Origin of the sequence: Amycolatopsis bullii, assembly GCF_014654205.1 — a bacterium.
Classification (GTDB): domain Bacteria; phylum Actinomycetota; class Actinomycetes; order Mycobacteriales; family Pseudonocardiaceae; genus Amycolatopsis; species Amycolatopsis plumensis.
The window spans coordinates 284,829-305,701 of the sequence record NZ_BNAW01000002.1; the positions used below are offsets into that span (position 1 = coordinate 284,829).

General features: G+C 71.2%; 19 protein-coding genes. 10 read left to right on the forward strand and 9 right to left on the reverse strand.

Annotated features, from left to right (window positions below):
* The first annotated feature begins 3 nt into the window (after positions 1-3).
* Entirely contained in the window at positions 4-2,175 is a 2,172-nt protein-coding gene (locus IE317_RS03810; protein ID WP_191306623.1) for a hypothetical protein, read from the forward strand.
* 19 nt (positions 2,176-2,194) lie between these two features.
* Here the strand turns inward: IE317_RS03810 and IE317_RS03815 are convergent, their stop codons facing one another.
* From IE317_RS03815 to IE317_RS03825, 3 genes are all read right to left on the reverse strand, one after another.
* On the reverse strand, positions 2,195-3,466 hold the full coding sequence (locus IE317_RS03815; RefSeq protein ID WP_191306624.1) for an MFS transporter: 1,272 nt from the start codon (positions 3,464-3,466) through the stop codon (positions 2,195-2,197).
* 80 nt (positions 3,467-3,546) lie between these two features.
* The gene (locus tag IE317_RS03820; RefSeq protein ID WP_191306625.1) at positions 3,547-4,053 is read right to left on the reverse strand and encodes a flavodoxin domain-containing protein; all 507 of its coding nucleotides are present in this window, start codon (positions 4,051-4,053) and stop codon (positions 3,547-3,549) included.
* Positions 4,054-4,144: 91 nt separating this feature from the next.
* Positions 4,145-5,278, reverse strand: a complete 1,134-nt coding sequence (locus tag IE317_RS03825) for a nitric oxide synthase oxygenase (protein ID WP_191306626.1) — start codon at positions 5,276-5,278, stop codon at positions 4,145-4,147.
* Positions 5,279-5,728: 450 nt separating this feature from the next.
* Between IE317_RS03825 and IE317_RS03830 the strand changes: the two genes are divergently transcribed.
* Both IE317_RS03830 and IE317_RS03835 read left to right on the forward strand, forming a co-directional pair.
* Positions 5,729-6,754, forward strand: a complete 1,026-nt coding sequence (locus tag IE317_RS03830) for a CobW family GTP-binding protein (protein WP_191306627.1) — start codon at positions 5,729-5,731, stop codon at positions 6,752-6,754.
* 68 nt (positions 6,755-6,822) lie between these two features.
* Entirely contained in the window at positions 6,823-7,077 is a 255-nt protein-coding gene (locus tag IE317_RS03835; RefSeq protein ID WP_191306628.1) for a hypothetical protein, read from the forward strand.
* Here IE317_RS03835 and IE317_RS03840 read toward each other — a convergent pair.
* Positions 7,074-7,619 carry a TetR/AcrR family transcriptional regulator gene (locus tag IE317_RS03840; protein ID WP_191306629.1) on the reverse strand — a complete coding sequence of 182 codons (546 nt, stop codon included), beginning with the start codon at positions 7,617-7,619 and terminating at the stop codon, positions 7,074-7,076. The genes IE317_RS03835 and IE317_RS03840 overlap by 4 nt on opposite strands.
* A gap of 96 nt (positions 7,620-7,715) precedes the next feature.
* On the opposite strand from IE317_RS03840, the gene IE317_RS03845 reads away from it, so the two are divergent.
* Positions 7,716-8,840, forward strand: a complete 1,125-nt coding sequence (locus IE317_RS03845) for an MFS transporter (protein WP_229902451.1) — start codon at positions 7,716-7,718, stop codon at positions 8,838-8,840.
* Here the strand turns inward: IE317_RS03845 and ligD are convergent, their stop codons facing one another.
* Positions 8,841-9,845 (reverse strand): non-homologous end-joining DNA ligase, encoded by a 1,005-nt coding sequence (ligD, locus tag IE317_RS03850; protein ID WP_191306631.1) that lies wholly within the window; start codon positions 9,843-9,845, stop codon positions 8,841-8,843.
* Positions 9,842-10,921: an ATP-dependent DNA ligase gene (locus IE317_RS03855; protein ID WP_191306632.1), complete on the reverse strand. Its 1,080-nt coding sequence runs from the start codon at positions 10,919-10,921 to the stop codon at positions 9,842-9,844. The genes ligD and IE317_RS03855 overlap by 4 nt, the downstream gene beginning before the upstream one ends.
* 70 nt (positions 10,922-10,991) lie before the next feature.
* On the opposite strand from IE317_RS03855, the gene IE317_RS03860 reads away from it, so the two are divergent.
* Together IE317_RS03860 and IE317_RS03865 are read left to right on the forward strand one after the other, a co-directional pair.
* Complete coding sequence (locus IE317_RS03860; protein WP_191306633.1) at positions 10,992-11,498, forward strand: DinB family protein; 507 nt, start codon at positions 10,992-10,994, stop codon at positions 11,496-11,498.
* Positions 11,498-12,421 carry a squalene cyclase gene (locus IE317_RS03865; RefSeq protein ID WP_191306634.1) on the forward strand — a complete coding sequence of 308 codons (924 nt, stop codon included), beginning with the start codon at positions 11,498-11,500 and terminating at the stop codon, positions 12,419-12,421. Before IE317_RS03860 ends, IE317_RS03865 begins: the two co-directional genes overlap by 1 nt.
* Here IE317_RS03865 and IE317_RS03870 read toward each other — a convergent pair.
* The gene (locus IE317_RS03870; protein WP_191306635.1) at positions 12,418-13,578 is read right to left on the reverse strand and encodes a DUF1015 family protein; all 1,161 of its coding nucleotides are present in this window, start codon (positions 13,576-13,578) and stop codon (positions 12,418-12,420) included. The two genes, IE317_RS03865 and IE317_RS03870, sit on opposite strands and share 4 nt — an antisense overlap.
* A 121-nt stretch (positions 13,579-13,699) precedes the next feature.
* Here IE317_RS03870 and IE317_RS03875 point away from each other — a divergent pair, with 121 nt between their 5' ends.
* From IE317_RS03875 to IE317_RS03890, 4 genes are all read left to right on the forward strand, one after another.
* Positions 13,700-15,208, forward strand: coding sequence for an MDR family MFS transporter (locus IE317_RS03875; RefSeq protein WP_191306802.1), 1,509 nt, complete (start codon positions 13,700-13,702; stop codon positions 15,206-15,208).
* Positions 15,209-15,485: 277 nt separating this feature from the next.
* The gene (locus IE317_RS03880) at positions 15,486-15,701 is read left to right on the forward strand and encodes a DUF397 domain-containing protein (protein WP_191306636.1); all 216 of its coding nucleotides are present in this window, start codon (positions 15,486-15,488) and stop codon (positions 15,699-15,701) included.
* 260 nt (positions 15,702-15,961) lie between these two features.
* On the forward strand, positions 15,962-16,774 hold the full coding sequence (locus tag IE317_RS03885) for a helix-turn-helix domain-containing protein (RefSeq protein ID WP_191306637.1): 813 nt from the start codon (positions 15,962-15,964) through the stop codon (positions 16,772-16,774).
* Between the two features lie 510 nt (positions 16,775-17,284).
* Positions 17,285-18,496: a hypothetical protein gene (locus IE317_RS03890; protein ID WP_191306638.1), complete on the forward strand. Its 1,212-nt coding sequence runs from the start codon at positions 17,285-17,287 to the stop codon at positions 18,494-18,496.
* A gap of 22 nt (positions 18,497-18,518) precedes the next feature.
* Here IE317_RS03890 and IE317_RS45045 read toward each other — a convergent pair whose 3' ends face one another.
* Together IE317_RS45045 and IE317_RS03895 are read right to left on the reverse strand one after the other, a co-directional pair.
* Positions 18,519-18,641, reverse strand: coding sequence for a hypothetical protein (locus IE317_RS45045; RefSeq protein WP_268246848.1), 123 nt, complete (start codon positions 18,639-18,641; stop codon positions 18,519-18,521).
* A gap of 7 nt (positions 18,642-18,648) precedes the next feature.
* A complete protein-coding gene (locus IE317_RS03895) occupies positions 18,649-20,868 on the reverse strand; it encodes an ATP-binding protein (protein WP_191306639.1) in 2,220 nt (739 codons plus the stop codon).
* Positions 20,869-20,873 lie beyond the last annotated feature (5 nt).

Consider the following 20,873-nt stretch of genomic DNA (forward strand, 5'->3'; position numbering starts at 1 on the left):
GCCGTGCTCATCCCGGTCGTCGTTCTGGTGGTGCTCCAGCTTGGCTGGCTGAGCTGGCTGGTGGCGGACGGGGGCCCTGTCCGCAAGGTGCTCGAGGCGCTGAGTTGGATCGCCGCGATCCTGGGGGTCGGCTTCTCCTTCGTCGAGCTCCGGAAGCAGCGCCCGAACCCGGCCGTCGAGCGCAGCGTGTATATGGGCCGGGCACTCCACCTCGACGGCGATCGACTTCCGAAGGTCGCTGATGTGTCATTGCTGGCGTTGCGGGTCAAGCGGGCCGTTGACACCCTCGACGCCGAGGGGCGGGATCTCCCTCCCTACGTACCCCGAGACCGCGATGAAGACTTGGAGTGGGCAATAGCGACCGGCGGTCTGGTGCTGTTGCACGGGCGAGCCGCCGCGGGAAAGAGCCGCGCGGCGGCCGAGGCGGTGCGCCGGTTGCGTCCCCACCACGATCTGCTCGTCCCCGTCGACGGCCCAGCGTTGCGAAGGATCGCCGAGTCGTCGGTCGCACTCACCGACACGGTCGTGTGGCTTGACGATCTCGAACGGTTCCTCGTTCCGGATGGCTTCGACGTGGGCCTCCTGCAACAGCTGGCAGCCCCGGACTCGTCGGTTTGCGTGGTCGCCACGATCCGCGACAACGAACTCGCTGCTTACCGCACGGCGGATGGCGCGATCAACCAGGCGGCAGCGGACCTGATCTCGGCAATACCGCCGAGCCACCTGATCGTGATCAAACAGCACCTGACGACGACCGAGCAGGAAGGCGCGAGAACAGCGCAAGCGAGTGATCCGCGTGTCCGCCGTGCGCTCGCGGCGCCCGAGGGATTTGCCGAGTACCTGGCTGCGGGAACGTCAATGCTAGAGCGGTGGTCCATCGGTGACAGCCCGTTGTTCTACCTCGGCCAAGCGCTGATCAGTGCGGCGGTCGACTGCCGACGAGCCGGCTACACCGATGCCGTCACGAGCACCGCCCTCGCCGAGTTATACCGTGACTATCTGCCTTCACCGTGGGGCGATCGCCCCGACCTGCCTCCGATCGCCGACGGTCTGGCTTGGGCGGCCCGACCGGTGCTGGGCGCGAGTTCGTGTCTGCAACCACGCACTGACGGCACGTTCCTGGCTTCGGACTACCTGGTCGATCGCGCGCAGGAAGGCACCAGCCCCCTGGGCGACGCCCCAATTCCGGACGGCACGTGGGAAGTTCTGTTTCGGCTCAGCGCGGATCAGAGTGTCGTGTCGCTCGGATTCGGTGCTTACCGCGCCGGCCGGTTCGAGGTGGCCGAAAGATGCTTCCGACGTGCCTTCGAGGCCGGTGACCAAACAGCCCTCGGCCTGGTCGCTATCGCGATCGGAAGCATGGGGCGCTTCTCCGAAGTCCGGGCGATTTTCGAGAACGCAGCCCGGTCCGGAAACAAGGCCGTCACGCTTCGCGCCGCCCTGTCGCTTTCTCTGAACGGCAGGTTCGAGGACATGCTGGATCTTGCCCACCAGGCAGCCGATATCGGCGACGGATACGCGCTTCTCGCTCTGGCGAACTGCTTCGCACCAGGCAAGCGCTGGGGAGACCTCTTCGATCTCGCCGTCTACACCGTCGACCACGACCTGAAGGAAATGGTCACCCTGGTCATGACGACAGCCTCGCGCCACCTGAGCGAGAACGACCTCCTCCGCCTCGCATGCCACGCCCTCGACAGCCACTACGGGGATGCCATCGTCTCCACACTGCTAAGCACAGACCTCTCGCCCGCTCAAACCTCCGCACTCCTGCAGCATGCCCTGCGGAGCACCAACACCGAGGGCATCGACGCGGTACTCGCCTGGCTTGCGCATCGCCAGCGGTTTGCCGAGGTCACCGCCTTTGCAGGAACCATGCTACACGCTGGCGAGAACGGAATATTGAGGTCAGCCATGGCAGCTCTCATCGAGCACGGAAGAATAGGCGAATTCGTCACATTGTCAAAGGAATCAATTGATGTGAGTAATACCGATGCAATTCACGCTTCCGCCGCATACCTGAATTTGAAGAACAGGCAAGATATTTTCGATGAGCTGATCCAACATGCCGCAGGCATCGGGAACGTCGAATCACTGGAGATCCTGGAAAATTCTGTCGGTGGGCGGCACGACAGCACCCGCACGGCGAGTCACGACGACGCCGACGAGGGAGCGTAGGCGGGTCGCACGAGCTCACCTACTTCGAGCCCGCCGGCGCCGTCGCCACCGCGGATTCCCCGAACTTGATCCCCTTCGCCTCCTTCCCGATCGCCGTCAAAACAGCCACCGCGATCAGTCCCGGCACCACCGTCCACATCAGCGCCGACGTGTACCCGTGCGACTCCGCGATCGCCTGCTGAATAGGCAGGTTCAACGCCGCCAACAGGTTGCCCAGCTGGTACGTCACTCCCGGGTAGAAGCCGCGGATGGCGTCCGGGGACATCTCCGTCAGGTGGGCCGGGATCACTCCCCACGCCCCCTGGACCATGATCTGCATCAGGAACGATCCCAGCGCCAACATCCCCGCGCCGTGGTCGAAGGCGAAGATCGGGATCACCGGCAAGCCCAGGACCGCCGCCGTCACTATTGTCCTGCGGCGGCCCAACTTCTCCGACAGCGTTCCGAACGTCAGGCCGCCGATGATGGCTCCGATGTTGTACAGCACCGCTATCCACGTGCTCGTCGCGGCACTCAGACCCGCGCCGCCGTTGTCGTGGGCTTTCAGGAAGCTCGGGTAGACGTCCTGGGTTCCGTGGCTCATCCAGTTGAACGCCGTCATCAGCAGGATCAGGTAGCCGAAGCGGCGGATGACCCTGGGGTTCAGCAGGATGTCCTTCACCGACGTCCGCGTCACCTTCAGCTGCTCGCGGGCCGTCTCCCACACCTCCGACTCGCGGACGCGCGCGCGGATCAGGAGGCTGATCAGCGCCGGGAAGATGCTCAGCACGAAGATCCAGCGCCACTGCAGGCCCAGGGCCGAGTGGAACAGCAGGTACGCCAGCGCCGCCAGCAGGTAGCCGATCGAGTAGCCGACCTGCAGCAGACCCGAGAAGAACCCGCGGCGCTCCGCCGGGATCTTCTCCATCGCCAGCGCCGCGCCCAGACCCCACTCCCCGCCCATGCCGATGCCGTAGACGAACCGCAGCACCAGCAGCACCGTGAAGTTCGGCGCGAACGCGCACAGCAGGCCGGCCACCGAATACAGCAGGACGTCGGCCATCAGCGGGATCCGGCGGCCGACGCGGTCGGCCCACAGGCCGAACAGGAGCGCCCCCACCGGGCGCATCACCAGGGTCGCCGTCGTGATGAACGCCAGCTGCGTGGCCGTCGCCCCGAACGAGGCGTCCTTCGCGATGTCCGCCAGCACGAACACGACGAGGAAGTAGTCGAACGAGTCCATGCTCCAGCCGAGCAGCGCCGCGAGGAACGCGTTGCGCTGATCCGGAGTAAGCGCTTTCCGATCCGTCACGTTCGTCCCGTTCCGCCGGCTTCCCACACCGAAGACCTCAGGCCCGGTTTAGCACCCACCGCCCCCGGCGGGCAAGAGGATCAGAGCGCGACGCGCGTGCGGACCCGGCGGCCGACGTCCCGGGCCCACGCCTTGATCCGGTCCCAGTCGCGGAAGTCGCCGGCACGCCGGCCCGAGGCCAGCAGCTTCGGGATCAGGCCGTGCACGGTCGCCGGGTCGAGCCGGCCGCCGAAGGTGACCGTGCGTTCCGCGTCGATGCGCGCGGCCAGCAGGGCCACCTTCGCCGGCAGGCTGACCTGGTGCGTGGCCGCGCCGGGGCCGCAGGGTCCGCTGTGGAACAACCACACCGGACGCTCGGCGAGCGCCCGTGCGTTGCGTTCCAGCAGCCGGACGGCTTCCGGCCGCCATCGGTGGTAGTACAGCGCGCTGCCGACGACGACCGCGCCGTAGTGCTCGACGCCGGCCACGTCGGCGGCGTCGCGCACGTCGACGGTCAGGCCCGCGGCACCGAGCTCGGCGGCGATGACCTCGGCGATCTGCCGGGTTCCGCCGTGACGCCCGGCGTAGGCGACGAGGACTGCGGTCATGCGTCCCATTGTCGGCCTTCGCGGACCGGACTGCCCCGCGGGTTGCGCACGATCCGCCGAACGGGCGCTCCCACGCTACTCTCCGCGGTTCTCACGGCGGCGGCAGGAAGGCCGGTCGCTCCGACGGGTCCGGTTCGTCGTAATAGCGGTGGAAGACCGCGGTTTGCCCACCGGACAACGGCGGCACGATCCAGCTCCACTCCGCCGGGCACCGGCGCCCGGCCCGCTCCTCGCGTTCCAGGTGTGCCAGGAACCGGTGCGCTTCGGTGTGGTGGTCGGCCATCGTGACGCCGGCCGCGTCGAAGGAGTGCTGCACCGCCAGCGTCAGCTCGACCAGCGCCCGGTCGCGCCACAGCGTGCGCTCGGACGTCGTGTCCAGGCCCATCAACTCGGCGATGACGGGCAGCAGGTCGTAGCGCTGCCCGTCGGCCAGGTTGCGGGCGCCGATCTCGGTGCCGAGGTACCAGCCGTTGAACGGCGCGGCCGGATACGTCACGCCGCCGATCTCCAGCGGCATGTTGCTGATCGCGGGCACGGCGTGCCAGCGCAGCCCCAGCCCGGCGAACCAGCGGTGGTCGGGGTGGGTCAGCGGGACCTCGAGGACGGCGTCCGGCGGCAGCGTGAACAGCCGCGGCCGGCCGGGCTCGGCCTCGATCACCAGTGGCAGGACGTCGAAGGAACCTCTTCGCTCCGGCGGCCGCCAGCCGAGTCTTCGCACCTGCTCGGTGAACTCGGCGTAGCGCGGGTCGCCGAGCACCGAGCCGTCTTCGAAGCGGTACCCGGCGTAGCGGATCAGCTGTTCGTTGTGGATGCGCGGGCCCGGCGCGTCCGGGGTGTCCGGCGCGAAGACGGTGATCGTCGGGCGGATCCGGCCGCCGCGGGTGGCCTGCTGGAGGTGGGCGACGCACTCGCCGGCGATGGCGGCGGCGCCGGTGACCCGGCGGCGGTCCCGGATCCGCAGGCTGCGCCAGTACAGCCGGCCGATGCAGCGCGCCGAGTTGCGCCACGCGACGCGCGCGCCGTACGCCAGTTCGGCCGGGGTGTGCCGGTAGGTGCCGGTTTCCATGATTTCCGCACGCACCTGCGCCAGCCTGTCCTCGAACCGCTCGCCCGCTTCCGCCGCGCCTTCGGCGAACATCCGGTCCAGGAATTCCTCCGCTTCCGCGGAATTGACGCCCTGCTCTTCCGAGACGCGCTGAGGGCGGAACGGCAGCGCAGGTGTCACCCGCTCGGGTGTAACGGTCACCGCGGTTCCCCACTCTCCGAAATCGCGATCTGCAGCCGGACGAAAACGTTCACGGTTCCTCCGAGGGTCGCCGTCGACAGGACGGCCGGATGTCCCCACTGCCCTCGGAACTCCGGCCAGGCGGGGGAGGATACCCCACGTTTCGCGAGGCGGGCTCCGCCACTCGGGAACGACGTCCCGGCCATCCGGGAATTCCAGCGCAAACCGGCTCGACCGGAAAAAACAACTGCTACCAAGCGTTATTCGGACATGGCTGTGCGCATTCTCCGTCAATCGATCACGCGTGAGCACGAAATCGGCGTGATCCTTTGCCGCACGCTCGCCTGCGTCTTTTCGTGGGTATTCGCCGAACGGTCTTCACCGGGGGCGGCCGGCCGGGTACGCGCGCCCGCGTTAGAGTCGCGGTGATCGGCAGAGGAGGGACGATTCGTGAACGCCAGGCGCATCCCCGTGGTCCTCGTCGCCGGGTTCCTCGGCGCTGGGAAGACGACGCTGCTCAACCACCTGCTCGCCAACCGCGAGGGGGCCCGGGTCGGCGTGGTGGTCAACGACTTCGGCCAGGTGAACGTCGATGCGCTCGCCGTCGCCGGCCAGGTCGACACGATGGTCTCGCTCGGCAACGGGTGCCTGTGCTGTGCGGTCGACGCCAGCGGGCTGGACGCGATGCTCGCGAAGCTGTCCAGCGCCGAAGCGGGCATCGACGTCATCGTCGTCGAAGCCAGCGGCATCGCCGAGCCCCGCGACCTCATCCGGCTGATGATCGCCAGCGAGAACCCGGACATCCGCTACGGCGGGCTGGCCGAGGTCGTCGACGCCGCCGAGTTCGAAGCCGCCCGCGAACGCCACCCCGAGCTCGCCGATCACCTGCGGCTGGCCGACCTCGTGGTGCTGAACAAGGCCGACCGGGTGCCCGCCGAGGCACTCGCGAAGCTCACCGCGACCGTCGAAGAGCTGGCGCCGGGCCGCCCGCTGCTGGTCACCGAGCACGGGCGGGTCGACCCGCGGCTGTTCTTCGACCCCGAGCCCCGCGGTGAGCGAGCCGGCCAGCTGTCGTTCGACGACCTGCGCGAGGACGACCACGACCACTCGCGGCACCTGCACGCCGAGTACCAGACGGTCACCTTCACGGCCGAAACGCCGCTCGCCCCGCGCGCCTTCGTCGAGTTCCTCGAGCGGCGCCCGGCCGGGCTCTACCGGATGAAGGGCCAGGCCGACTTCGGCCCCACCGGCCCGGAAGCCCGCTTCCACCTGCACACCGTCGGCGGGTTCGTGCAGCTGGAGCGGTCGGCCTGGCCGCCGGGCGAGCCCCGGCGGACCGAGCTGGTGCTGATCGGCGCCGGCATCGACACCGACGCCGTGCTCGCCGAGCTCGGCCGCTGCCTGGCCGAGAACCCGGACACGGTGGACGAACGCGGCCTGCTGCACATCCTGCGGTACCTGCCCGACCAGGCCTGACCGCTCCGCCACGCCGAAGATCGGCAAATGCGCCGCCGTCCCGGCCACCGCGACGGACACTGACCGCCATGACGACCACCGCGGTGAGCGCACCACGCTGGTACCTGGTCGGCGTGCTGCCCGAAGACGTCCCCCTGGCCCACCTGATGACTCGCTCCGGCGACCTCCGCTACCGGCGTTCCGCCTGCGGGGAACGGGAATCCCGCAGCTGGAAACCCGTGGACCTGGCCACGTCCGAACTCGCGCCGTGCCCGGCGTGCATCGCGACGCTGTCCGGCGTCGGCGAGGACCGCGGCCAGCTGGTCCTGGACCTGCCGGTCTAGATCAACGTCTCCGCGAGCCGTTTCGCCGTGTGGAACGGCTGCGCGCTCTGCGCGATCACCGACGTGACCGCGGCGCCTTCCAGCAGCAGCATCAGCTCGTCGGCGCGCTCGGGATCGGCGGCCCGGAGCTGCGCCCGCAGATAGCCGTGCAGCGCGGTCTTGTGGTGGCGGACCACCTCGCGGACCGGGTCGGCCGGATCGGGGAACTCCGAGGTCGCGTTGAGGAAGGCGCAGCCGCGGTAGCCGTCGGCCGACAACCAGGCTTCGTAGGCGTCGAACACCGCGAGCACCCGCTCCCGCGGATCGGCGTGCGCAGCGGTGATCCGGTCGATCTCCTCCTGCCACCGCCGGTCGCGTTCCCGCAGGTACGCGACGACGAGCCGGCTCTTGGAGCCGAAGTTGCCGTAGAGGGCCGCCTTCGTCACGCCGGCTTCGGCCGCCACTGTGTCGACACCCACGGCGTGGATGCCGTCGCGGTAGAACAGCCTCGAGGCGGCCTTGAGCACCTTCGCACCCGCGTCCCCGGGACGAGTCCGGCCCACAGCGCTCCTTCCGAACAGATCGGTATTGCTTTCTACCTGCGCTGATCCTAGCATCACTTGACACCAGACAGACCTGTCTGTTTGGTGGATGGAGTGGTGACGCAGACGAAGCCGGACCGGTGGATGGCGACGGCCGCGGCCGGCGCGGTCGTGATCGCCCTCTGCTACGGGTTCGGGCGCTACGCGTACGGGCCGTTCGTGCCGCGGTTCAGCGAAACGTTCGGGCTGACGCCGGTCGGCGTCGGCGTGCTCGGCGGGTTGTCCACGGCCGGGTACGGCCTCGGGCTGCTGCTCGCGCCGAGGACGTCCGCGCGGTCGGCGCGCGACACCGTGCTGCTGGCGGCGGTGTCCGCGACGCTCGGCCTGGCGCTGATGGCTCTCGCTCCGCACGTGACGGTGTTCGGCACCGGGATCGTCGTCGCCGGGGCGGGCGCGGGCCTCGTCTCGCCCGGTGTGGCCCAGCTGGTCGGCGAGACGGTCGCGGCGCACACCCGCGCCCGGGCGCAGACGTGGGCCAACACCGGCACCGGCCTGGGGCTGGCCGCGTCGGCGTTCACTCCCCTGCTCGCGCTCGGCTGGCCGGTGATCTGGTCGGCGTTCGCCGCCCTGGGCGTGGCGGTCACCGTGGCCGCCTGGCGGCTGTTGCCGCGATCGCCGGGCGTCCCCGCGGCCTCGGGTCCCGTCCGCGGGGTGGTGCCGCTCGTGGCGAACTCCGTCCTCATCGGCGTGACGAGTGCGCCGTACTGGACGTTCTCCAGCTCCCGGCTCGCCGGAACCGGGCTGAGCCCGGTCGCCGCGACCTGGTGCTGGGCCACGATCGGCGTGGCCGGGCTGCTCGGGGGCCTGGCCGGGCCCGCGGCCGAGCGCGCGGGCCTGCGACCGGTCAACCTCGTGACGTGGACCTTCGCCGCCGCGGGCATCGCCCTCCTCGCCGTGCCGGATCCGGGTGTGCCGGTGGCCCTGCTCTCCAGCGCCCTCTTCGGCAGCACCTACATGGCCCTGACCGGGCTGTGCATCCTCTGGGCCGCGCGCCTGGTCCCCGAGCGGCCGGCCCGGGGCATCACGTGGTCGTTCGCCGGGCTCGGCGTCGGCCAGACGGTGGCCTCCCCGCTGGCCGGCACGCTGGCCGCCGGGGTGGGGTCCGCGGCGGTGTTCGGGCTGACCGCCCTGGTGGCCCTCACGGCATGGAGCCAGCTGCACCCCCGCCTCGCGCCGCCCTGATCAGCTCTTCTTCGCGCGGCTCGGCGCCACCCGCGGCGGCTCGTTGGGCATCTTCGGGTACACCGGTGGCCACGGCGCGTCCATCAGCCCGGACGCCAGGTCGTGTTCGGACATCTCCAGCAGCGGCTCGATCGACTGCGGCCGCTCCCCCGCGCCGGCCCACGGATCGCCGCGCTCGGCCACCCGCGCGGGCACGGTGCTCAGCGTCAGCGTGTCGGGCTCGACGGTGTCCAGCTCGTCCCAGCCGATCGGCGTGGACACCTGGCCGCCGACGCGCGGGCGCACGCACCAGGTGCCGAACACCGTCTTGTGCGGGGCGTTCTGGTTGAAGTCGACGAACACGCGCGTGCCGCGTTCTTCCTTCCACCACTGCGCGGTGATCTTCTCCGGGTGCCGGCGTTCGAGGGCCCGCGCCAGCGCGACCGCGGCCGCCCGCACCTGGAAGCTGTCCCAGCGCGGCTCCAGCATCACGTACAGGTGCAGCCCGCGCGAACCCGACGTCTTCAGGTGGCCTTCGATGCCGTGCTCGGCCAGGAACTCCCTGGTCAGTACCGCGGCCTCGCGCAGTTCGTCGAAGCCGATGCCCGGTGACGGGTCGAGGTCGACACGCAGTTCATCGGTGACCTCGGGCGTGTCGGTGAGGTAGGGCCAGACGTGGAAGCCCAGGCAGCCGAGGTTCACCGCCCAGAGGATGTGGGCCAGGTCCTTCGCCACCAGCGCGTCGCTCGTCGTGCCGTTCGGCGTCGAGACGACCGTGGTGGTCAGCCACGGCGGCGCGCCTTTCGGGACGCGTTTCTGAAACCAGTTCTTGCCGCCGGCGCCGTCCGGGTAGCGCTCGAGCAGCAGCGGACGGCCGCCCAGCCGGGCCAGCAGCGGCCCGGACACCGCCCGGTAGTACTCGACGAGGTCCAGCTTCGTCTCGCCGCGTTCGGGGAAGTAGACCTTGTCCGGGCTGCTGATCTTGACCTCGACGCCGTCGACGTCGAGCAGGACCGCCGCGCTCATCGCGCCTCCCCGAACAGCTTCGCGAGCTCGGCAGGCGGCGCCTCGTCGAGCTGGGCGTACGTGCAGGACTCCGGCGTGCGGTCCGGCCGGAACCGGACCAGCCGCCCGCCGTGCCGGAACCGGCCGCCCTGCAGGTGCTCGTAGCGCACCTCCGCCACCCACTCCGGACGCAGCGGCTCCCAGGAAAGGTCCTTCTGCGGCGCCCACCGGCTGTTCACGCCCGGTTGACGGCCGGCCGGTGGCTCGTATTCGGCCCACGACCGCCACGGGTGGTTCTCGAGCGCGTTCTCCCGCAGCGGCGCCAGCTCCTCGACCAGCTCGGCCCGCCGGGCCTTGGTGAAGCTGCTGGCCACCCCGACGTGGTGCAGGACGCCCTCGTCGTCGAACAACCCGAGCAGCAGCGAGCCGACGCCCACGCCGTCCTTGTGCCAGCGGAACCCGGTGACGACGCAGTCGGCCGTGCGCTCGTGCTTGATCTTGAGCATGACCCGCTTGTCCTGCTCGTACGGCAAATCACCGGGCTTGGCCATGACGCCGTCGAAGCCCGCCCCCTCGAACCGGGTGAACCAGTCCTCCGCCTGCGCCGGGTCCTCGCTGAGCGGAGTCAGGTGGACGCGCTGCAGCCCCTCGGCGGCGGTGCCCAGGATGCTTTCGAGCTGCTTGCGCCGTTCGCGGAACGGCTCCTCGGTGAGGTCGGTGTCGCCGAGGGCCAGCAGGTCGAAGGCGATGAAGCTGGCCGGCGTCTCCTCGGCCAGTTTGCGCACCCGCGAAGCGGCCGGGTGCAGCCGCAGCTGCAACGTCTCGAAGTCGAGCCCCTGCGGCGTGACCAGCACGATCTCGCCGTCGACGACGCAGCGGGGCGGCAGCGCGGCGGCCAGCAGCTCGACCAGCTCCGGGAAGTACCGGGTCAGCGGGCGGTCGTTGCGGGAGCCGAGCTCGATCTCGTCGCCGTCGCGGAAGACGACGCAGCGGAAGCCGTCCCACTTGGGCTCGTACAGCAACCCCGGGGCACGAGGCACCTCGTGCACCGCTTTCGCGAGCATCGGCCGCACCGGCGGCATGACGGGTAAGTCCACCGCGCGAGCTTAAAACACGGGTACGACATTCTTTGCCGAAAGACACAGCTGGCGTGATACACAGTCCCTCGTGACCACCGAACGCCCCGCACCGCCCCTGACCGGGGGCGAGCGCGAAATGCTCCGCACCTTCCTCGACTTCCACCGCGCCACCCTCGCGATGAAGTGCGACGGACTGTCCGACGAGGACCTCCGCCGCGCGTCGAGCCCGCCGTCCACGTTGTCCCTGCTCGGCCTGGTCCGGCACATGGCCGAAGTCGAGCGCACCTGGTTCCGGCGGGTGATCAACGCCGAGGACATCCCGCTGCGGTGGTCGGACGAGGGCGACTTCCAGGCCGCCTACGACGCGAGTTCGTCGACCCGCGCCGAAGCCTTCGAGGCGTGGCAGGCCGAGGTCGAGCAATCGCGCAAGATCGAAGAAGCCGCCGAGTCCCTCGACGTCACCGGCCACCAGCCGCGCTGGGGCGAGGACGTCTCGCTGCGGCTGGTGATGCTGCACATGATCCACGAGTACGCCCGGCACAACGGCCACGCGGACTTCCTGCGTGAGGCCATCGACGGCGTCACGGGGGCCTAGTGGACCTGCTCGCCTGGTTGCGCGACTCCGACCCGGCCCTGCGCTGGCAGGTGGAGCGCGACCTGGCGGGCGAGCCGCCGGAGGTCTGGGAGGCGACGCGGGCTCGGATTGCTTCGGAGGGGTTCGGCGCTCGCCTGCTGTCGGCGCAGGACCCCGACGGCCGGTGGGCCGGCGGCGCCTACTTCCCGGCGGGCTTCACCGGTGACGAACCGCAGCCGTGGACGGCGACCACGTGGTCGCTGAACGCGCTGCGCGAATGGGGCCTCGACGCCGCGGTGCTGCGCGGCACGGCCGAGCTGCTCGCCCGGAACTGCCGCTGGGAATACGACGACCTGCCGTACTGGGGCGGCGAAGTCGACTGCTGCATCAACGGCTGGACCCTGGCCAACGGGGTCTGGCTGGGCGCGGACGTCGAGGGCATCGCCGACTGGTTCGCCGGGCACCGGCTGCCGGACGGCGGCTGGAACTGCGCGTGGGTGGAAGGGGCGACGCGCTCGTCGGTCCACTCGACGCTCAACGCGCTCAAGGGCCTCCTGGCGTACGAGACCGTGACGGGCGGCACCCCGGCTTCCCGGGCGGCACGCCACTCGGGCGAGGAGTACCTGCTGGAGCGCGGGCTGTTCCGCCGCCGGTCCACGGGTACGCCGATCGGGCCGTGGGTGACGGAGTTCGGCTACCCGTTCCGCTGGCGCTACGACGTGCTCAACGCGGCCGCCTACTTCCACGACGCCGGCCGGCCGGACGAACGGATGGCCGAGGCGATCGCGCTGATCCGGGAGGCTCGGCAACCGGACGGGAGCTGGCTGCAGCAGCGGACGGACGCCGGCCGGGTGTGGTTCGCGGTGGACGTCCCGGCCGGGCAGCCGTCGAAGTGGCTGACGCTGTTCGCCACCCGGATCCTGAACTGGTGGGACGCCCGCTAAAGCTCCGCCAGCACGAGCCCGCTGCGCGGCTTCGGCGTGAAGTACGTGGCCTTCCGCGGCATCCGGCGGCCGGCCGCGTGCACCGCGAGGACGTCGGCGTAGCTCACCGGCGCCAGCAGCACCACCGCGTCGGCGTCCGGCGGGAGCGGGCGCCCGGCCGGGAGCGGGCGGACGCACGGCCCGTCGGGGTCGACGCCGAGCGCGCGGGCGAACAGGACCTGCTCGACGAGCTCGTGGTCGATCACCGGACCGGGGCCGTCCCGGGCCGGGAGCGGCACCCGCAGCACCGCCGCGCCGGCCCGCACCACGGCCTCGCCGGTGACCGGCACGGCGTGCTCGTCGTAACGGACGTCCAGGCCCGCCGCGCACCAGCGCGTCACCAGGTCCTCCGGGCCGAGGCCGGTGCCGGTGAGAACGCGGTGGATGGCCCCGATCTCCAGCGCCGGTCCCGCGGTGACCAGGGCGAGCAGCGCGCCGTGGCCGGCTGCCGCCGCGGCGGCCACGCGGTGGTTGCCGTCCGCGACCAGCAGGTCCGTGCCGGCCACCGCGGCCAGCAGGCGGCTCTGCAGCGGCCCTTCCGGCACCACCCAGAGGTCGTGCCGCCGCCCGGCCGCGTCCGAAGTGGACAGATCGGGCAGGCCGAGGCCGGCGCAGGCCTGCTCGACCTGCTCGGTCAGCTCCGGGCCGCCGGCGGCCGGGACGAGCATCGCCGCGCTCGTCGCGCAGCCCAGCCCGGCGAGCACCGCGGCCCGTTCGGCGACGACGTCGGGGTAGACGTCCTCGGTGTGGCGGACGCGCGCGGCGCCGTCGTCGGCCACCGCGGCCGGGTCGACCAGGCAGAGCAGGCCGAGCGCCACCCCGTCCGGCCCTTCGACGCGGTAGGGCGCGACGAAGCCGCGCACCGGCCGGTAGAACCGCTTGCGGAGCCGTTCGAGCACGGCGCGGGCGATCGGGACGGCGGCCGTCAGGTCGAGACCGCACGCGAGGGCGGCGGGGGTGCGGGCGGGGTGCTGCACGGCCAGCAGGCTGTCCGCGGCGCCGGGCGCGGCCAGCGCGGCGATCACCCGCTCGGGCTCGGCGAACTCGTCGACGTCGGGGCCGGGGACCGCGTCGCGGACCACCCAGCCCCGCCCGATCGGCCGGATCCAGTCGCTCATCCTGACCATCTTGCGCCACGGGCGCCGGGAAATTCGCTGGGGCCGGTGCCGCCGGGATGGAATGCTTAGGACTGCAAAGTAGTTGACTCCGGTCATGACCGTTCCAGGGAGCACCCCGCCGATGACGACGTCCGCCGCCACCAGTGGGGTCGGCTTCCGGTCCGAGCGCGGCCCGGTGCTGATCGCGGTCATGCTCAGCACGGCGCTGGTCGCCCTCGACAGCACGATCATCGCGACCGCCGTCCCGTCGGTGGTGCGCGACCTCGGCGGCTTCGCGCAGTTCCCGTGGCTGTTCTCGATCTACCTGCTCACCCAGGCGGTGACGGTGCCGCTGTACGGCAAGTTCGCCGACGTGCTCGGCCGGCGGCCGGTGATGTTCTTCGGGATCGCGGCGTTCCTGGTCGGCTCGGTGCTGTGCGGCGCCGCGTGGAGCATGCCGGTGCTGATCGCCGCCCGGGCGGTCCAGGGCATCGGCGCCGGCGCGATCCAGCCGATGTCGATGACGGTGATCGGCGACCTGTACACGGTGGAGGAACGCGCGCGGGTGCAGGGCTACGTGGCCAGCGTCTGGGGCGCGGCTTCGGTGATCGGCCCGACGCTCGGCGGCGTCTTCGCCGAGTACCTGGACTGGCGCTGGATCTTCTTCATCAACCTGCCGCTGGGCGCGATCGCGGCGTGGATGCTGTTCCGCGGCTTCGCCGAGCGCGTGGAACGCAAGCCGCACAAGGTCGACTACCTGGGCGCGGGCCTGCTCACCGTCGGCTGTTCCCTGATCATCCTCGGCCTGCTCGAGGGCGGCGTCGCGTGGGCGTGGGGCTCGCCGGCGAGCGTGGCGATCTTCGTCTCGGGCGTGCTGCTCCTGGTGGCGTTCGTGCTGGCGGAGAAGCGCGCGGCCGAGCCGGTGCTGCCGCTGTGGGTGTTCACCCGCCGGATCCTGGTGGGCGGCAACCTGGTGGCGGTCGTGGTCGGCGCGGTCCTGATGGGACTGACGTCGTACCTGCCGACGTACGCCCAAGGGGTGCTCGGCGCGGGCGCGCTGGTGGCGGGCTTCGCGGTGGCGGCACTGACGGTGGGCTGGCCGATTTCGGCGTCCCTGGCGGGCAAGATCTACCTGCGCATCGGCTTCCGCGACACGGCGTTGATCGGCAGCGTGTTCATCATCGCGGGCGGCGTCCTGGTGGCCCTGCTGGACGCGCGATCGTCGCTGTGGGCGGCGGCTTTCGCGGCGTTCGTGCTCGGGATCGGGCTGGGCCTGGCGGCGAGCCCGACACTGGTCGCGATCCAGTCGGTGGTGGGCTGGGACCGCCGGGGCGTGGTGACCGCGACGAACCTGTTCAGCCGCTCACTGGGCAGCGCGGTCGGAGCGGCGGTGTTCGGGGCGATCGCCAACGCGACGCTGGCTTCGCGGTTCGCTTCGCCGCCGCCGGGGGTGGGGCCGCTGCCGCCCTCGGTGGACGCGACGAGCCTGGTACTGGGTGGCGGCCACGCCGACTCGGCGGCTGCCGTGTTCGTGCGCGGGGCGTTGGCGGATGCGACGCACTATGTGTTCTTGGGATTGTTCGCGGTGGCTGTGCTTTCGGTGGGGGCGCTGTTGCTCATGCCGCGGAAGACGGAGCAGCTGGAGTTCTGATCCCGCTTTCCCCGACGAGCCGGAATTCGTGGCCGAACACCGGTCACCCGGCGGATTCTCCCGGCACACCAGGGTATCCGCTCATACTTCGGGGCACTCGGGACGAACGCCCATCTGCACGGAATTGTGCATGTGCAGCACGTCCGGCCGTCGGGGAATGTCCCGGATTTGACCCGGAATCGATCCACAACAAACCTGTGGACCATGGGTTATCCTTCTCTCGGCGGTGTTGCACCGTCACGTTCCGCAGCTACCCGTCGAGAACCGGGGGACGCACGTGGCCGAACCGTTCGGGCAGCCCGCCACCGAGACCGACACCCCATGCCCGGTCTGGGTCAAGAGCTCGGCCAGCGGCAGCGGTGGCGAAGACAAGGACTGCGTGGAAGTAGCCACGACAGCGGGCAGGGTGCTGCTTCGCGACTCGAAGAACCCCGGCGCCCAGCTGTCCCTCCCGTGCGCCGCCTGGCGCGCTTTCCTCGACTGCCACTCCTGATCACACCCCGGCCCCTGGCGGCGCGCCACCGCGCTGACCAGGGGATTTTGCTGTCCGGACGCCGACTGCGTCCTGCCCGAACGACAGGTCTCATACCTCCTTCAAGCAGTCTGCCCACCCTCAAAGTGACATGCGCCACAGCTATTGCTATCGTTCTGCCAGGTGGCAGATCGCCATCTCGACGAAAGCAACAGGAGCGTAAACCGATCATGACTAGGGCTCACTCGCCAGTAACCAGCCAGCGGCGGGTGCTGGCGGAAATGAAGGAGGCGCGAGAAGCCCTGCAGCTCACCCAGAAAGAAGTCGCCGAGGCACTCGACTGGTCCGTCTCGAAGCTGATCCGCATCGAAGGCGGCACGGTCGGCCTGTCGATCACCGACCTCAAAGCCCTCCTGCTGCACTACGGCATCACCGACCGGGATCGCGTCGAAAAGTACGTCGCGATGGCGAAAGCCGGGAAGGAACCCGGCTGGTGGGACCAGTACCGGCGGACGAACAGCCCCGAATTCGTGAAGTTCCTCGGCCTCGAGTCGGCCGCGGTGGTCCTGCGCCAGTATCAGCTGCTCGTGGTCCCGGGCCTGCTGCAGATACCCGACTACACGAGTTCGCTGGCCCTGACCGCATCCGGGAAACCGGAGCTGGCGGACCTGCACGTCCGGTTGCGCCGGGATCGCCAGCAACGGTTGGCCGACCCGGATCTGGAGAACTTCTTCATCCTCGACGAATCGGTGCTGCACCGTCGCGTCACCGATGCCGGCGTGTGGCGGAAGCAGCTGCAACACCTTCGCGACGTCTCTCAGCAACCCAACGTGACCCTGCAGGTCCTGCCGTACAAGGCCGGCTGGGTACGCGGGATGCAAAGCTCCTTCGAACTGCTTCAGCTGTCCGAGCAGTCGAACGATTTGTTCCTCGACGTGGAGCAACCCGACGGCGACCAGTTCTTCGACGACGTCACCGGGGCCGTCAAGGCCGCCGAGTTCATCCAGCTGTTCTACGGACTCGAGGAGGCAGCGCTTTCCGCGGACGAAACCCCCGCGGTGATCGACAAAGCATTGGAAAGGCTGGACGACTGATGAGACAAACGTAGAGAAACGGCCCCCGGCTGCCACCAGGGACCGCTTCCGCAAGGCAATAACCTCCGCCCACCTGACGCGAGCGCGGACTTACTGCCGAGCCGACAGCATACGACTCCCCGACCTGGAGTCGTGCCGCCGTCCCGGCTAAAGACCCGAGATCATCTCTCCGGACCGTGAAATCACCCTTACCGGGTGACTCAGAGCCGCCCACCGGCTCGCGAGTGCCTCTCCGAAGGACAGGGTTGTCCGCGCCATCCCGCCGGCCTCGGCCAGACCGAGCCGGCTGGTGCACCTCGACCGCGCCGATGCGCGGCCGCCGCCCATGTCCGAGCCCGTCGGCAGCGCCCGCCGACACGTTCCAGGAGGCACGATGAGAGCCGCAGTCCCCGCCGGCCGCCGATCGTCCCGAATCCGCACCGGCCGGTCGGTCCGGGTCCGCCCGTCGACCGTCACCCGCCACCGCACCCGTGCGCTGCGCTACGCCGCACACCTCGCGGGGTGGCCACAATGACCGGCGAAGACGGGGTGCGCGATGACTCCGATCGGCGCTGGGCGACCCGGATCGGCGAGTCCGCGCTCTTCCTCGCCCCGCACATCGTCGCGCTCATCCGGCTCGAGGACCTCGTCCCGCTCCTCGAAACCGACCACCGGGTGCAATGCATCTTCACCGTGCCGGAAGACGGCGAAGACCGGCCCGACGCTGCCGACCTGGTCCGGGCGCACGGCGGGCTCCTCCTGCCCAAGCAGCAGGCCGCCCGGACCACGCACGGCCTCGTCCTCGCCGGAAGCAACCGCGGTCTCGACGCCGTGCGCGGTCCCAAGCTCCTGGTCCCCCACGGTGGCGGCCTCGGGCAGTACCGCTCCGGCGAGCTCATCACCGGCCTGCACCCCGAGCAGCTGCTGCGAGACGGGCGGGTCCTCGCCGACCGGATCGTGCTCACCCACCAGCGGGAACTGGACCTCCTCGCCGAGCTCTGCCCCCAGGCCGTTCCCCACGCCGTCGTCACCGGGGACGTCGCCTTCGACCGGCTCGTCGCCAGTGCTCCCTACCGGGACCAGTACCGGCGGGCCCTCGGCGTCACGGGCGACCGGGAGATCATCTGCGTCACCGTGTCCTGGTCCGCCCGCTCCGGCTTCGGCAGCAACCCGGACCTCTTCCGGCACATCGTCGACGCGGCACCGGACGCACGGGTGGTCGCGTCTCTCCACCCGCAGATCTGGTCGCAGCACGGCACCGGTCAGGTGCTCGGCTGGCTCGCCGACGCCATCGAAGCCGGGCTCGTCGTGCTGGCTCCGCACAGCGACTGGCGCGGGGCCGTCACCGCCGCCGACGTCGTGCTGGCCGACTACACCTCCGTCGGCACTTTCGCGGCCGGGGCCGGTACCCCCGTTCTCCGGATTCCCCACGACGCCCAGCCGCTGCTGCCGGGCAGCCCCACCGCGGTGCTGGCCGCGGAGACGCCGCTGTGGGACCGGAGCCGACCGCTCCTCCCCCAGCTCGAAGCCGCGCGGGAAGCGCAGCGCCACGGCCTCGGCGCCCACATCGCCGGCCTGCTGACTTCGCGCCCCGGGCAAGCCGGGAAGATCCTCCGGCAGGAGATGTACGCCCTGCTCGGCCTCGGCGAACCCGCCCGGGCCGTGCCGGTGTCCCCCGCGCCGCTACCCCGGTGCACGACCTGGCCGCTGATCCCGCTGCCCCGGACCCGGCCACGCGGGTGAGGAACCCGCCGCTGCTCTGGACCTACGCACTGGCCTCCGGCGCGCAGGGCAGCTTCGCCACCGCCGGGTGCGGCCAGTGCCCGGCGCTGGCGGACGTCCTCGTGCACGCCGCCACCCCGGCGTTGGCCGACGCCCGCGCGCTCATCGCCCGGTCATTCGCCGACCTGCCGGGGCTCTCCGTCGCCGCCGTCGGCAGCGTCGTCGGGGACCGCTCCGGTGGCCTCGCCGTCGTCGGCGGTGAGTTCGCCGCCGTCGCCGCCCACGTCTGGGTGGTCGGCGGGCGGCGGCTCGGCGACCTCGGCGTCGTAACGCTCCAGCCGGGCCCGGACGCGCTCCACCTGCGGCCCGCCGACCTGCTCGTAGAGCTTCAGTGCCTCGGCGAGGTGGCCGCGTGCCGCCGCCCGGTCGTCGCCGTGCTCCGCCACGTCGGCGAAGCCGACCAGAACGTCCGCCTGGTAGAACGATGAGCCCGATTCCGACAGGACCGTCCAGGCCCGCTCCAGGCGCCGCTCCGCCGAGGCGACGTCGCCGCCGCGGGCGTCCAGGCGGGCGAGGCCCACCAGCACCTTCGCCTCGTCCTTCTCGTCGCCCATCTCCGCGAACATCCGCCGGGCGGTTTCCAGGTGCTCGGCCGCTTCGGCGTCCCGGCTGGCCTGCGCCAGCACCTCGCCGATCCGGCGGTGCCGCTGCGCGACGCCGCGGTCGATGCCCAGCTCCGCTTCGATCGCCATGCTGGCGGTGTAGTGGTCGATCGCGGCTTGGACGTCGCCGCGGCCCTGCGCCGCCGTGCCGAGCTGGTCCAGCGCCACCGATTCGTTGGGCCGGCTCCCCGCCGCCCGCGCCAGCTCCAGCGCGCGCTCGCACTCCCGCTCCGCCGCCTCGAACCGGCCCAGGTCCAGGTGGGCGCGGCCCAGCTGGCAGCGCAGCCGCGACTCCGCGACGGCGTTGCGGCACCGCTGCGCCGCGGCGATCCCGAGCTCGTGCGAGCGCAGCCACCGCGGGAAGTGCTTCCGGTGCAGGAACAGCTCCCACAACGCCTCGCACAGCTGCCAGGCCACCTCGTCGTGGCGCTGCGCGTCCGCTTCCTCGAGCACGGCCAGCACGTTCGGCAGCTGCGCGTCGAGCCAGTCGAGCGCGGCCCGGCCGGAGCCGAACGCGGGCGGGGTGCCGCGGTACTGCTCGCACACCGGGCTGACCCGCCAGCGGATCGGGATGACGACCATGTTCGCCCGCGTCAGCGCGTGCAGGTACCAGGTCGCCACCCGCGGCACCACCTCGGCGCGGTCGTCGTCGCGCTGGGCACGGGCGTGCAGCCGGACGAGGTCGTGGAAGCGGTAGCGGAACTCGTCGACCTCTTCCAGCAGACTTGCGTCGACGAGCTGCTGGAGGCCTTCGGCGGGATCGGGCAGCTCGGTCGCCGCGGTGGCGATCTCGACGCCGAACGCGGGGCCCGGGAACTCGCCCAGCAACCGGTACAGCTTGGCCGCCGGTTCCGGCAACGCCCGGTACGACCAGTCGAACATCGCCGCCACCGGGGCGGCACCCTCCGCCGACAGCCGGCTCAGCCGCGAGCGTTCGTCGCCGAGTTCGGCCACCACCCGGGCCACCTGCCACCGGGGCCGGGACGCCAGCCGGGCGGCCGCCACGCGCAGCGCGATCGGCAGCCGTCCGCACAGCGCGGCCAGCTCGGCCACCTCGTCGAGCTCGCCGGCGACCCGGGTCCGGCCCACCGCGTTCACCACGAGCTCCACGGCGTGCGGCTGGGAAAGCGGTGCCACGTCGAGGAAGCGCGCGCCCTCGGAGACCAGGCCGTCCAGCCGCAGCCGGCTGGTCACCACCACCGTGCAGCCGGCGGACGCGGGCATCAGCGGCCGGACCTGGGCCGCCGAAAAGGCGTTGTCGAGCACGACCAGCAGCCGCCGGCCCGCGGTCAGCGTCCGGAACAGCGCGGCCTGCTCGGCGAGGTCGGGCGGCACGCGCTCGGGGGCGACGCCGAGCGCGCGCAGGAACGCGCCGAGCGCCTCGTCCGGCAGGACCGTGGTCCCCGCCGAGAACCCCCGCAGATCGGCGTAGAGCTGGCCGTCGGGGTAGCGCCCGGCGTGCCGGTCGCCCCACGTGACGGCGAGGGCGGTCTTGCCGACCCCACCCGGCCCGACCAGCACGGCGAGCGCGGGCCGGCCGCCGGTCTCCTGCCCGGCGACCTCGTCCAGCGCCGCGAGCTCGCCGGCCCGGCTGGTGAAGTGCGACGGCGACGGCGGCAGCTGCCGGGGTACCGGGTGCGGCGACCGTGGGCCGGCGACCCAGACGTCACCGGTGATGGTCCCGGCCTGCAGCACCACCCCGGCCGCGCCACCGTCGACGTGGTTGTGCACTTCGG

What these genes read in the sequence shown, in the direction of transcription:
- ligD (WP_191306631.1), bottom strand. Translation starts at nt 9,845, where the DNA reads ATGAGCGCGGCGGTCCTGCTCGACGTCGACGGCGTCGAGGTCAAGATC.
- IE317_RS03820 (WP_191306625.1), bottom strand. Translation starts at nt 4,053, where the DNA reads ATGACCGCAGTCCTCGTCGCCTACGCCGGGCGTCACGGCGGAACCCGG.
- IE317_RS03870 (WP_191306635.1), bottom strand. Translation starts at nt 13,578, where the DNA reads ATGAGCGACTGGATCCGGCCGATCGGGCGGGGCTGGGTGGTCCGCGAC.
- IE317_RS03890 (WP_191306638.1), top strand. Translation starts at nt 17,285, where the DNA reads ATGACCGGCGAAGACGGGGTGCGCGATGACTCCGATCGGCGCTGGGCG.
- IE317_RS45045 (WP_268246848.1), bottom strand. Translation starts at nt 18,641, where the DNA reads ATGAGCGCGCGGGCGTCGGCCAACGCCGGGGTGGCGGCGTGCACGAGG.
- IE317_RS03875 (WP_191306802.1), top strand. Translation starts at nt 13,700, where the DNA reads ATGACGACGTCCGCCGCCACCAGTGGGGTCGGCTTCCGGTCCGAGCGC.
- IE317_RS03835 (WP_191306628.1), top strand. Translation starts at nt 6,823, where the DNA reads ATGACGACCACCGCGGTGAGCGCACCACGCTGGTACCTGGTCGGCGTG.
- IE317_RS03885 (WP_191306637.1), top strand. Translation starts at nt 15,962, where the DNA reads ATGAAGGAGGCGCGAGAAGCCCTGCAGCTCACCCAGAAAGAAGTCGCC.